General features: G+C 67.2%; 12 protein-coding genes. 6 read left to right on the forward strand and 6 right to left on the reverse strand.

Annotated elements, in window-relative coordinates:
* Positions 1-71 precede the first annotated feature (71 nt).
* The 6 genes from IFT72_RS02915 to IFT72_RS02940 all read left to right on the forward strand — a co-directional run bounded on the left by IFT72_RS02915 (position 72) and on the right by IFT72_RS02940 (position 6,523).
* Positions 72-1,523, forward strand: coding sequence for a polysaccharide biosynthesis tyrosine autokinase (locus tag IFT72_RS02915; protein ID WP_056053685.1), 1,452 nt, complete (start codon positions 72-74; stop codon positions 1,521-1,523).
* Positions 1,520-2,110, forward strand: a complete 591-nt coding sequence (locus IFT72_RS02920) for a low molecular weight phosphatase family protein (protein WP_192045511.1) — start codon at positions 1,520-1,522, stop codon at positions 2,108-2,110. Before IFT72_RS02915 ends, IFT72_RS02920 begins: the two co-directional genes overlap by 4 nt.
* Positions 2,107-3,024 (forward strand): hypothetical protein, encoded by a 918-nt coding sequence (locus tag IFT72_RS02925; RefSeq protein WP_192045512.1) that lies wholly within the window; start codon positions 2,107-2,109, stop codon positions 3,022-3,024. Before IFT72_RS02920 ends, IFT72_RS02925 begins: the two co-directional genes overlap by 4 nt.
* A gap of 10 nt (positions 3,025-3,034) precedes the next feature.
* Entirely contained in the window at positions 3,035-4,516 is a 1,482-nt protein-coding gene (locus IFT72_RS02930; RefSeq protein WP_192045513.1) for a sugar transferase, read from the forward strand.
* Entirely contained in the window at positions 4,516-5,097 is a 582-nt protein-coding gene (locus tag IFT72_RS16330) for a DapH/DapD/GlmU-related protein (protein WP_192045514.1), read from the forward strand. The genes IFT72_RS02930 and IFT72_RS16330 overlap by 1 nt, the downstream gene beginning before the upstream one ends.
* A 79-nt stretch (positions 5,098-5,176) precedes the next feature.
* Complete coding sequence (locus tag IFT72_RS02940) at positions 5,177-6,523, forward strand: hypothetical protein (RefSeq protein WP_192045515.1); 1,347 nt, start codon at positions 5,177-5,179, stop codon at positions 6,521-6,523.
* Here IFT72_RS02940 and IFT72_RS02945 read toward each other — a convergent pair.
* From IFT72_RS02945 to IFT72_RS02970, 6 genes are all read right to left on the reverse strand, one after another.
* A complete protein-coding gene (locus tag IFT72_RS02945; RefSeq protein WP_192045516.1) occupies positions 6,482-7,387 on the reverse strand; it encodes a glycosyltransferase family 2 protein in 906 nt (301 codons plus the stop codon). The two genes, IFT72_RS02940 and IFT72_RS02945, sit on opposite strands and share 42 nt — an antisense overlap.
* Before the next feature lie 77 nt (positions 7,388-7,464).
* On the reverse strand, positions 7,465-8,277 hold the full coding sequence (locus IFT72_RS02950; protein WP_192045517.1) for a glycosyltransferase family 2 protein: 813 nt from the start codon (positions 8,275-8,277) through the stop codon (positions 7,465-7,467).
* Complete coding sequence (locus tag IFT72_RS02955) at positions 8,274-9,389, reverse strand: glycosyltransferase family 4 protein (RefSeq protein WP_192045518.1); 1,116 nt, start codon at positions 9,387-9,389, stop codon at positions 8,274-8,276. Before IFT72_RS02955 ends, IFT72_RS02950 begins: the two co-directional genes overlap by 4 nt.
* Positions 9,379-10,458, reverse strand: coding sequence for a glycosyltransferase family 4 protein (locus tag IFT72_RS02960; protein WP_192045519.1), 1,080 nt, complete (start codon positions 10,456-10,458; stop codon positions 9,379-9,381). Before IFT72_RS02960 ends, IFT72_RS02955 begins: the two co-directional genes overlap by 11 nt.
* Positions 10,455-11,555, reverse strand: coding sequence for a glycosyltransferase family 4 protein (locus tag IFT72_RS02965; protein ID WP_197981062.1), 1,101 nt, complete (start codon positions 11,553-11,555; stop codon positions 10,455-10,457). Before IFT72_RS02965 ends, IFT72_RS02960 begins: the two co-directional genes overlap by 4 nt.
* Positions 11,556-11,634: 79 nt before the next feature.
* Positions 11,635-12,729, reverse strand: a complete 1,095-nt coding sequence (locus tag IFT72_RS02970) for a glycosyltransferase (RefSeq protein ID WP_192045520.1) — start codon at positions 12,727-12,729, stop codon at positions 11,635-11,637.
* Positions 12,730-12,853 lie beyond the last annotated feature (124 nt).

Raw genomic sequence — 12,853 nt, forward strand, 5'->3', positions numbered from 1 at the left:
GGCTCATGTGGCACGATTGCTCCGATGTGACCGTCTCTGGCGTCACGTCTTGATCAAGGGGAACCAAAGCCGTGGAACTGCGCGACTACATCACCGTCCTACGCAAGGGGTGGGTCTTCATCGTGGCGATGATGCTCGTGGGGGTCGGGCTCGCCTCGGCGTACTCGGTCGTCAAGACGCCCGACTACAGCGCCTCGGCGCAGGTCTTCGTGTCGACCCAGACCAGCGGCAGCGTCTCCGACCTGGCACAGGGCAACACCTTCACACAGCAGCGCGTGAAGACGTACGCCAGCCTCGTCACGACTCCCATCGTGCTGCTGCCCGTGATCTCCAGCCTCGGCCTGAACACCACGGCCGAGCAGCTCGCGCAGTCGATCACCGCCAGTGCGCCCCTCGACACGACGCTGATCCAGGTCGACGTCGTCTCGGAAGACCCGGTGATGGCCGCTGACATCGCGAACGCGACGTCGCAGAGCCTCACCAACGTGGTCGAGCAGATCGAGGCCACGAGCGAGGACGCCGACAGCGAGGCCGGATCACAGGTGAAGCTGACCCGGGTGCAGGAGGCGCAGGTGCCGAGTGCGCCGACCAGCCCGAACGTGCCGCTCAACCTGGCTCTGGGTCTCCTCCTCGGCCTCGCGGTCGGCGTGGGTGTCGCCGTGCTCCGTCACACCCTCGACAACCGCGTCCGCAACGAGGCCGACGTCGAGAAGATCAGCGACGCGCCCATCGTCGGCGGCATCGCCTTCGACCCCAAGGCCGACGAGCGCCCCCTCATCGTGCAGGCCGACCCGCGCAGCCCGCGCGCCGAGTCGTTCCGCACGCTGCGCACCAACCTGCAGTTCCTCGACCTGGGCACGAAGTCGCGCACCTTCGTCATGACGTCGTCCGTGCAGTCCGAGGGCAAGAGCACGACCGTGGCCAACCTCGCGATCGCGCTCGACAGTGCCGGTGCCCGCGTCATCCTCATCGACGCCGACCTCCGTCGGCCCCGGGTCGGCCAGTACATGGGCCTCGAGGACGCCGCCGGACTCACCGATCTGCTCATCGGCCGTGCCGACCTCGCCGACGTCGTCCAGCCGTGGGGCCGCGGGCAGCTGCACGTGCTCCCCGCCGGCCAGATCCCGCCGAACCCGAGCGAGCTCCTCGGATCCCGGGCGATGCAGGAGCTCATCGGCCAGCTCGAGCAGCAGTTCGACTACGTCCTCTTCGACGCCCCGCCCCTCCTGCCCGTCACCGACGCGGCGATCCTCTCGAAGAGCGCCAGCGGAGCCATCGTCGTCGTCGCTGCGGGCAAGACCCACAAGGGCCAGCTCAGCGGTGCCGTCGCCGCCCTCGAGAGCGTCGGCGCCCCGATCGCCGGCTTCGTCATGACGATGATGCCCACCAAGGGACCGGACGCCTACGGCTACGGCCGCTACGGCGGGGCCTACGGCTACGGCATCGAGGACGACAAGGAGACGAAGGCCGCGAAGAAGGAGAGGACGCGCATCGGCGCCGAGGCCCGCAAGGCTGCTCGATGACCGCGGGGCGCCCCTTCAGCATCCTCGTGGTCTGCACGGGCAACATCTGCCGGTCGCCCCTCGCCGAGCAGCTGCTCACCGCCCGCCTGGCGGGTTCGTCGACGCCGTTCGTCGTGATGAGCGCCGGCACGATGGCGCAGGACGGCGCCGCGATGGACGCTACCGCTGCCGACATGTCGCGAGCCTACGGAGGCGCGCCCGAGGCCCACCAGGCCACCTACCTCACCGAGATGCTGGCCGAGAGCGCCGACCTGGTGCTGACGGCCGCGCGCGAGCACCGCGCCGCGGTCGTGCGCCTCTCGCCTCGCGCCTCGCGCCGATCGTTCACCCTCGAGCAGTTCGCACGCCTGGCCGAGGCCTCGGACCCGGCAGAGCTCGCCGCGGCCGACAGCCCCGCCGAGGTCGTCCGTCTCGTGGCGAGCATGCGCGGCATGGTCCCGCCGCTGGACGACCCGGAGGCAGAGGACATCGTCGACCCGTACCGTCGCGGCCTCGACGTCCACGAGCGGGCAGCGGCGGACGTCGACCGAGCCGTCGATGCGATCGTGACGGCGCTCCGGGCGCCCGACGGGTCGGCAGCCGCGTGAGTCGCTCGGGGGGAGCGACGACGCGCACGTGGTGGTTCGTCGTGCTGGCGGTGCTCGTCGTCGCCGACGTCGCCCTCATCGCGGCGGCCGTCGCGTCGACCCGACCCGGCGAGCAGCGTGAGGCGGGGCCGATCCCGACGTTCTCCTCCGGCCCCACGACGGAGGTGCCGACCCCGACGCCTGAGCCCACGACCGCGCCGTCATCGACGCAGCCGGCGGGCTACCTCTCCGCCGTCAGCGCCACCGAGGCGTGGCGAGCCACCCCCGGGTCGTGCACGGACGACGCCGCAGTCGTCGAGCGCAGCACCGATGGAGGCGCGTCCTGGCAGCCGGTGGAGCTCGCCTTCGACCTGCGCACCGTCGTCGCGCTCGAAGCCGGCCCCGAGAAGGTCTCCGTGTTCGGCGGCGTCGGGGACGACTGCGAGCGTCAGTTCTGGTCGAGCTTCACGGCGGGGGAGTTCTGGGAGCAATACCCCGACCAAGCATCGAGCGTCGCATTCGCCGACGTCGACTCGTCGACCGTGTCACTCGGAGGAGCCTCCGTCCCGTCACCGTGCGCCTCTCCCGTCAGGGTGAGCGCCGAGGGCTCGACGAGCTTGGTCGCCTGCCAAGGCACGTTCTCCGTCAAGACCGGTACGGCCGACTGGGCTGCCGTCACCGTCCCGGGTCTCTTGGATGTGATTACCGTCGCGAACCAGTACATCGCGGCCGTGTCCAGCGTCAGCACGTGTGAGGGCGTCGCCGTGCAGAGCGTCGCCGTTCCTGTGACGTCGAGGAGCACGCCGACGACCATCGGCTGCGTCCCGGGCGTCGATGCTGGTGCGGGAGTGATGCTGGCGTCCGTTGACGACACCGTCTGGCTCTCAACCGCGTCCGCGGCTCTGGTCTCGGTCGACGGTGGCCGGACCTGGTGAGGACGCGACGATGAGCGCGAACCCGACGACCCGGGAGATCAGGACCGCTAGCTCGACCATCGGCTGGAACAAGGCCTACTCGCAGCGTCTGCTCCTGACCGACGCCCTGGTCCTCATCTGGGTCGTCTTCGGGGTCCAGATCGCCTGGTTCGGCATCGACACCGCCAATGTCGCCTTTCGGGGGGACCTCCGCAACATCGCCGTCAACTACACGGCGATCTCGCTCGTCGTGATCGTCCTCTGGCTGAGCGTGCTGGGGCTCTACGGGTCGCGAGCCGATCGTGTGATCGGCACCGGCAGCACGGAGTACAAGCTCATCTTCGACGTGAGCTTGCGCGTCTTCGGGCTCCTGGCGATCCTGGCCTTCCTCTTCCACGTCGACCTAGCGCGCGGGTACATCCTCATCGCGTTCCCCGTCGGCGTCCTCGTCCTGGTCTTCTCACGGTGGCTCTGGCGCCAGTGGCTCGTCCTCCAGCGTGCCCAGGGACGGTTCTCGGCGCAGGTGATGTTGGTCGGGTCGAGGGAGACCGTCGAGCACTTCGCGAGACAGCTCATGGCTCAGCCCTCCGCGGGCTATCACGTCGTCGCCGCGTGCGTTCCCGGAACGGCGGGAGGAACCGTCGGTGGCTCCTTGGGGGTCCCCGTCGTGGGGACCTTCGACGACCTCGAGGCGGCTCTCGTCACGAGCCGCGCCGACACGGTCGTCATCACGAGCTCTGACCATCTCCCGCCCGAGCGTGTCCGCGAGCTGAGCTGGAGCCTCGAACCAGGCGGGCAGCACCTGGTCGTCGCTCCGAGCCTGACCGACATCGGTGGTCCGCGCATCCACACGCGTCCGGTGGCCGGCTTCCCCCTCATCCACGTCGAGACGCCGACGTACGCCGGCCAGAAGCTTTTCTCGAAGCGGATCTTCGACATCGTCGTGAGCGCGCTCTTGCTGGTCCTCCTGTCGCCGCTGTTGGCCGTGGTCGCACTCATCGTCGCCGTGGGCAGCACCGGGCCGGTGTTCTTCCTCCAGGAGCGGGTGGGGCTCAACGGCTCGACGTTCCGCATGGTGAAGTTCCGGACCATGGTCGTCGACGCTGAAACTCGCCTACAGCGTCTCGCGCAGGAACAGCGCGCGGAAGGGAACTCGGTGCTCTTCAAGATGAAGGACGACCCACGCGTGACGCGCGCCGGTCGATGGCTCCGTCGCTACAGCATCGACGAGCTGCCCCAGCTGCTGAACGTCCTCCGTGGCGACATGGCGCTCGTGGGGCCGAGACCGCCCCTGGCGCGCGAGGTGGCTCAGTACGAGACCCACGTGCACCGCAGGTTCCTCGTCAAGCCCGGCATCACGGGCCTCTGGCAGACGAGCGGCCGTTCGAACCTCTCCTGGGAGGACAGCGTCCGTCTGGACCTGTACTACGTCGAGAATTGGTCGATGGCCGGTGACCTGGTCATTTTGTGGAGGACTGCCAGAGCGGTCCTCGCTCGTGAAGGAGCTTTCTGATGAAGTTCGGCGTCATAAACGGGGTCGCGGTGAGCGAAAGAGCCCTGAGGGAGGCTCGCATCGCCCGAGCGATCGTCCATCTGCGCGCCCACGGGGTCGAACACGGCGCGAGACCCGTCATCGAGCGTTGGTTGCCCGTCATCAAGAACGAGGGACGCATCCGGATCGGCGACCGAGCGGTCATCCTGGGCGCCGAGTCCCGGGTGCACCTCGAGACTCGTGAGGGAGCGACCCTCCTGGTGGGCGATCGTGTGCTCATCAACGCCGGATCAACGATCACATGCCATCGGGCCATCACGATCGGAGACGATGTGAAGATCGCCAACAACGTCGCGATCCTCGACACCGGAAGTCACGAGATCGTCGCGGGAACGGGGGTACCCGTCGCCCCGGTCGTCATCGAGGACGACGTCTGGATCGGGAGGGGCACGATGGTGCTGCCCGGCGTCACCGTCGGACGTGGTGCTGTCGTGGGAGCCGGAAGCGTCGTGACGAGGGACGTACCCTCGTTCACGGTGTCCGCCGGTTCTCCGGCGAGAGTGCTCAGGACCCTCGAAGCGACACCTCGTGCTCGTGCCTGAGACCTTGCAGCAGCATCCACTATCCGACGCGCCGGGGATGCGAGGCGGCGCGGGCAGAGCCCGCATGATCACGGCGGGGATGATCTTCACGGGCCTCGCGACTGCGGCCACGGCCGTGCTGGTCGCGGCTTCGCAGGTGCTTCCCGTCCAGATCACGATCGTCCTCTTGGGGGTGATGGCTGCCTTCGTCCTGCACGACCGGAGCCGAGTCCTGCTGTTCGCCGTTCTCATGGTGCCCTCGCTGAGCCTCGTCAGGAGAGTGACCGCGGGGTCCGCGGGCTACACGGATTCAGACCCGCTCATCCTCCTGCCCATCGCTCTCGTCGTGGCGGTCGTCGTCCTCAGCTGGACCAAGCCTCGGACCGACTCGAGTCAGCGATTCGTCCGTGGCGCGGCCGTGGCCGTCATCGCTGGAACGGCCGTCACCCTGGTCCTCCGAGGCTCGTTCGAGGTCAGCTCGTTGTTCTTCGCCGGCCTCATCGTCGTTCCCCTGATGCTGGCCATAAGCCTCAGCACGGGGCGCATGCCGCCCGTCTGGGACGTCGTATCGTCTGCCATCCCGGCCCTCGCGGTCCTCGCCGGGACCTACGGAATCATCCAGTTCTTCTTCTTGCCCGCCTGGGACAGGGCATGGATGATCACGAGCCGGCTCACCAGCATCGGTGCCCCGTTGCCCATGCAAGTCCGGGTCTTCGGTGCTTCCGAGTCACCTGGCCCGTACGCACTCTTCCTCGGACTCGCCATCACGCTGTGCCTGGCCAAGGCAGTGGTCGAGCCTCGGCTGCTGCGTCGTACGGCTTGGGTGGGCGTCGGTGCCTACATCCTCTTCCCGTTGCTCCTGTCCGGCGTTCGCTCGACACTGATCGGCATCGTCGTGAGTGCCGTCCTCCTGACCCTCATCCGCGCTCGTGGACTGACCCGGCTGGTGTTCCTTGCGTTCCTGGTAGGTGGCTACGCCTTGCTGCAGGCAGTCGTCGGCCGCTTCGGTGCCGGATCCTCGATCCTGACGTCGGACCGGTACTCCGGATTCTCAACGCAGGACGACTCCTTCGTCGCGAGGATCGACCTCCTGAGGAGCGTCGGGAACCCGCTCAGCTACATCGTCGGCGATCCTTCAGCGGGGAACGCTGACAACCTCTACGTCAGTGTCCTCATTCGGTACGGCTTCGTCGCTGCTGTCGCCCTTCTCGCGCTCCTCACCGTCTTGGTCGTCTCGGCCATCGGGCGACTCGCCGCGGGTCACTCCGAGACAGTGGCGCTCAGCGTGATCTTCATCGCGGTCAATTCGCTCTTCGGCCCCATCTTCGACGCTCTCTTCGGCATCGTCATCGGTGTGGTTTTCGGCACCCTGATGTCCGTCGCTCGGGAGGACGTCGGCGAGCCTTCACACGCGTCGATGGAGCCTGGCCGCGTGAAAACCCTGTAGCAGACCAGTGACCGAGCCGAGCATCCTCTCGCCGGCCCGAGAGTCTCCCCGGAAGCTCAACAACACGAACAGACCCAGGCCGCAGCAGATGCGGTTGCCGACGAGGAGCCCACGCACGAGGAATGCGAGACGGCGGCCAGACGATTCGTAGAGGGCGACCGCCACGGCCTCGTTGTAGCGCATGATGCGAGTTCTCTCTCGGGTGTAGAGAGTCCGTTCATCGCCGACAGCGCGTGCAGCGGGGAAGTGGTCGACCTGGATGCGAGGGTCGTAGGCACCGGTGAAACCCTGGCTGAGGATGCCGAGACTGAGGATGACTTCGTTCCCGGACTGAGCCCCCTCGCCCGTGACGAGGTCGGCGAGCGCCACGTTGCGGGCAGGTTGTGCCCGGACGCTCATGTTCGCTCCCTTCACGTGGTGGGCAGGGCGTCGGGTGCCCTTGCCGAGGTGGTGGTTGCCGATCAGTCGCCCTCGTCTCAGAGCGCCGACCACGAGAGACGCGGATCCAGCTTCCCTGTCACCGTGTACGTTGTCGCGACCACCCAACACGCCGAGTCGACGATCCGATCCGAAGGCGTCCCTGATGCGCTCGACCCAGTCGGGGAGGGCCTCTGCGTCGTCGTCGACGAACGATACGACATCGGAGTGTGCGTTCGCGATGGCCGTCTCGACGGCAAGTGCGAGGCCCGGTGCCTCGACCACGACCACACGAGCGCCTGCCGCCGACGCCGCCTCCTGAGTGGCGACGTCCTGCCGCTGCGCGACCACGATGACCTCGTCCGGTCGATCGAGTTGCACGGAGACGTGCCTCAGAGCATTGCTCAGAGCGTCTGGACGCCCCACGCTCGCGATGGCAACGGTCACCGTCACTCGGCCTGCTTCGGATGTCACGCTTCTCACCTGTCCTTGTTCTTGTGCTCGACGTGCGTGGAGCTGATCGTTCAACGGCCAACGAGCGTGTCGCGGACGAGTGCCAGGAGTATCCGGGGGATCGACGCGAGCCGCTTCACACGCTCCCGAGCCGGAACATCCGCATCGAGCGCGATCGCCCGGGCTACGTACAGTCTCTCCAACGTCCTCTCGCGAGAGCGAACGTGGGTGAGGTTCGCATCGTGCTCACGCCAGAAGCCTCGAGCTGAGTCAAGGTGCACCACACTTCCCTGCGTTGCCAGGTGGTAGCCCAGCCAGTAGTCGTACATGCCGCCGGCTCTCGCCGGCAAGTCGATGGCTTTGAGCACGGTCGATCGGGTCAGGGTGGCAGGCCCCATGGGCACGGCGATCGTCGTCACCGACGCCGAGTGCCAGGAGGCGATGAGACCGGGCTCCAGATCCGCGAGTCCCCAGAGTCTCCAGGCGCTCTCGGTCCGAGCCGGGTCTTCGCTGCCGTCGGCTGTCGCCACACGAGCCCGCGAGAACGCGGCGACAGCCTCCGGGTGCTCGTCCAGGGCCGCGACGAGCAACTCCACGGTGTCATCCGCGAAGAAGTCGTCGTGGTTGAGGATGGCGATGGCGTCACCCGTGCTGAGGGCGATCCCGAGTCGGTGGTTCCGAGCTGGCCGGAGCGGATTACCGTTGCCGACGTACCTGAAGCGGTCGTCGTCCAGCGACTCGACGAGCCGACGGCAGGACTCTTCGTCCGCGTCGTCCAGAACAAGCACCTCGAGGTGGTCGTGGGTCTGTCGTCTGACGCTCTCGAGTGTCTCCGCGAGGTAGTGGCCTTTATACGTGGCGACGATGACCGACACCTTCATCATGTGTGGTCTCCCTCGAAGTTGGCCTCAGGGCCGACGAGGGCGTAGTCGAGGAGCTGGGCGCAGCGAGAATCGGTGAAGTCGACGGCTCGAAGCCTTCCCGCCGCGCCGAGAGCAGGCAGGATCTCTGGGTCGATGACCAGACGGCGCATGGCGGCGGCGAGAGCAGCGGCGTCGCCGGGCTCGTGCAGCAGGCCGCTGACGCCGTCCTCGATGATCTCCGCGGGTCCACCGTCAGCGCTCGCGAGCACCGCCAGACCGTAGGCGAGTCCCTGGACAACGACCTGACCGAACGGCTCGGGACGAGTCGACGCATGAACGAGCACGTCATGAGACTCGAGGAGCGGCGCGACATCCTTCTGATGCGGCAGGAATGTCACGGAGAAGCGCGACGACTCAGCAGCGACTCGGAGAGCGTCACGATAGGACGAGGGCCCCATCACGTTGTCTCCGGCGATCGTCAACTCGATCTGCCCCGAGCCGACCTCCGGCCCCAGGAGCTGAAGGGCATCCAAGATGACATGGATGCCCTTCCACTCGACCAGGCGGCTCAGGCTCAGGAGGCGGAGACGGGGCGACTCGACGCGCTCGACCTCGGGACTGGTGCCGCGGATCCCCGACGGTGAGTAGACGGGACGTCGCACGAGGTGCCTGTAGCGACTCGGGACGGTCGCGGCCGTCCACGCGCTGTTCGGGAGGATGTCTCGGACACCGAGGGAGAACACCGCGGCCGTCAGGAGACGGCGCAGGATCGACAACGAACCAGCCGAGATGCCGTCATGGAGGATGACGACGTGGTCCTGTCCGCGGGGCTTGACCGCGGCGACCATGACAGCCGCGCGGAGCGTGTTCGACACGACGACACGGTCGCGGTTCCTGCGCAGGAGCCGGTGCAGGTGCACGGCCTGCTCGATGATGTTCAGCCGCCGAACGGGTGAGACGACGTCGGTGCCGGAATCGAAGGGGAGGTCGCCGACCCCAGGTTCGAGGAACACGAACCGCCAGTTGAGGCTGGTCTCCCGGGCCAGGCGTGGCAGCGCCAGCTCTGCCCCTCCTGGTTTCGAGGTGTGATCGACAAGGAGGACTGACCTGGGCTTGGGACGTTCAGGCGACACGCGAGCCTCCGTCCTTCGCGAGACGCAGGGCGCGAGGATAGATCTCCTCGATGAGACGGCCAGGAGACGCCAGCGTCGTGAGACGCTCCACCGCTGTTCGGCGCCCCGAGTCCTCAGGGCCTTCGATCGACGGCCCGCCCGACAGGCGCGCGGCGAGCGCGTCCGACAGATCGACGTCCGGACAGATCTGGAGGATGCCAGCCGGTTCGGTCAGGCTGCGCATGTACTCGCTGCCCGGGTTCGAGGATGCGATCACCGGCGTGCCCATCGACAGCGCTTCGTACGTGGGGATGCCGAAGCCCTCGTACAGGGAGGGGGCCACGAGTACCCACGAACGGCTGATGATCCGTAGGACGTCGGCGTCCGATGCTCCCGAGACGTGTCGCGTGCCCGCCGGCCAGGAGTGAGCGTCCGAGGAAGGCCCCACGACGGTGAGAACTATCTGGAGGCCCGTTCTCGCCCGGATCGCCTCGACGGCATCTGCGACGACAGCACCTCGTTTTCGTCCGGAGTAGGAGCCGATGAAGACGACTGACGCCTCGTCGGTCTTCTGGACGCCCTCTGGTGCCTGCACGGCCGTCACCGGCGGCATGAAGTCCTCACACTCGAACTCCTCCACGGAGTCTGGGCCGATGCCGATCTTGACGTCAGCACGGAGCGAGGAGATCCTCTCGGTGACGGCGAGGACGTAGTGGTTGAGCTTGCGGAGACCCGTGGACGATCTCGCCTCGGCCAAGGACGACCCCAAGAACGTGCGCACGAGGGGCGCGCCGCGATGCGAGGCCAGGGCCCAGTCGTCTCCGAAGCTGTGGATGACGTCAGGGCGGGTCGCCGAGATCACCCGGCGCAGTCGGAGCGGGGAGCCGTAGAAGCGCCCGAGACGACCTGAGGGGCGGGGAATCGTCCGCAGAGATGCACCGTCGAGTGGGGTGCCTCCGGCGAAGGTGACGATCGTGAGGTCGATGTCGGGGCGTGTCGCGAGGGCCGAGGCGAGGCGGTAGGCGTACCGGCCCACGCCGCCGACGTGACCCTCGTGGGGCCACTCGAGACAGATGAACGTGACCCTCATCGGACGGCGCGACCTGTAGCGACGGCCATCGATGAGTACAGGTCGATGTGACGGTCGGCCACGTTGCGCCAAGAGAAGGTCTCGGCGTGGGCTCGACAGTCGGCACCGGAGGGCCGCGAGCCTTCGAGGGCCGAGGTGAGCCGCTGCGCAAGGGCCTCGACCGAGTTGGACGGCACGATCAGGGACTGGTCGAGACCCACGACGGCGTCGGGGAGGCCACCACAGTCCGTGACGACGACAGGGCGGCCGACGGCGAGGGACTCCAGCGCGATCAGGCCGAACCCCTCGAGGGCCAGGGTCGGCACGACCGTGCAGGTGGCGGCACCGTAGGCGTGGCCCAGCGCCTCGTCGTCCAGTGTTCCGCGGAATGTGATCGAGTCACCGTGCTGGACGGACCGTGCGAGATCGTGTAGTTCCGTCTCGAACGTGCCCGTTCCGACGATGTGGAGTTCGGCCTCGGGAACACGAGCAGCGACGTCGGCCCACGCGCGGATCAGGACGTCGATGCCCATGCGTCGTTCGAGACGGCGGACGCAGAGCACGATCGGCTTAGACCCGGTCGGGTCAGGGCGGAGGCTGAAACGCCCCAGATCGACCCCCGGCGCGAGGATGCTTATCTTGCTGGCATCGACATGGTAGTCATTCGCTAGCACGTCCTTGAAGGACTCTGAGAGGACGATGTAGTGGTCGGCGCCTCGGTAACGAAGGCGTTCGAAGATCCGCTTGGCTGCAGCCGAGGTTCGGGACCCGCCTGCCACAAGGCTCTCCGCGGCCCAGGGGCCTTGGAAGTGGACCACTTCGAGAGGACTGCCCCGATATGCCCGCTTCCGCGCACCGTACAACGCGAAGTGCCGGTCGACCACGTCGGCTTGCTCGTCGCCCAGGATCCGTCGAGAGGCAGCGACACGGGTTCGTGTCCCGCCTCCGATGGGCCCCCACGAATGCGCACCGCTGACAGGGGGCGGGGTCCCGAACGATGAAGCGTGCACTGCGACGTCGTCTCTCATCGACAGGGCACCGAACAGATCCGTGAAGTACCGGTTCAGGCCTCCGCTCCTGCTCCCGAACCATTCAGATCCGGACATGTCTATGCGCACGCTGGCGGCTCCTCGGGTCGGGGTCGGGTTCTGGTGGGGTGGTCAGATCGGAGGGCAATGTGATGCTTCGGACCTGGAGTCACTCGTCGATCCAGCCTGCGATGCGTCGTCGGAACACCGCTTCGTCGAACTGCCAGGCACGCGCGACGGAATCTTCAGCACGCACTGTGCCGACACGATCCACAGCCTGGCGCATGTGATGAGCGTCGAAGACGTCGAGGAGCACTCCCGTCACCCCATCGACGACCGTCTCGGCAGCCCCGCCGACCGAGCTGGCGATCACTGCCGCACCCGTAGCCATCGCCTCGACAGGCATGATCCCGAAGTCCTCGACGGCTGGGAACACGTAGGCGAGGCACCGTCTGTACAGTTCCCGGAGCAATGCGTGCGAGGGCGATCTCACGATGTGGACGGTGCCCGGCTCCGTGCGCGCGATGAGCTCGAACTGTGAGAGGAGGGGACCGTCGCCGGCGAGGACCACGGGCACGTCGGTAGCGCGGCCCATCTCGACGACGAGGTCCAGGCGCTTGTAGGGAATGAACCGCGACGCGCCCAGCAGGAACGTGTCGGGCAGAGATGCAAGGGTCTCTTCCTCGTGTTCGGAGAGGTCGCCGTCATCCGCCGCGAAGCGCGCGACCTCGACTGGCGGATAGATGACCTGGCTGTCGCGGCGCCAGGAGTCCTTGAGTCGATCCTGGACGAAATGGCTGATGGAGGCGATCGACTTGGCCTCTTGAGCGCGGGCCCTGTCGATCCGTTTCAGCGGGGGCACAGCAAGCCGTACGAGGGCGGACTGGCCTCGGCTGTCGAGCTCGGGGTGCCAGATGTAGCGGGCAGACGTGTAGGCGTAGACGTATTTGGCGACGTGCCGACTCGGTCCGGAGAATCGCGCATGATGAGAGAAGAGGTGCGAACTGCAGAGAATCCACTCGGAGTCGTCATGACCGAGATGTCGCCACGTCGTGGGCATGAACGGAAGCGCGGCGCCCTTGTGTCGCCTCAGAGGCGTCCTCGCAAGCCAGGTCTCCGACACCCGATCGCTCTCGAAGCGCCGCGGTGCGTCGTTCCAGAGAGCTCTGATCGACGCATCCGGGTACAGGCGAGCTAGCTGTTCGACGACCTTCTCTGCCCCGCCGTGGGGCTCGAGCCATTCATGAACGATGACGCCACTCAAGCTGCCCCCAGTTGATCGTACTTCAGCTATTGGCGAGAAACCTAGCAGCACGAGGGGTCCTCCCCGTGCCTTGCCGACGCTGGTCGCCGGCGCGCTCAGGTCTTCCTGAGGGTCTGAGGTCGTC

This window comes from Frigoribacterium sp. CFBP 8754 (genome assembly GCF_014841815.1).
GTDB lineage: Bacteria > Actinomycetota > Actinomycetes > Actinomycetales > Microbacteriaceae > Frigoribacterium > Frigoribacterium endophyticum.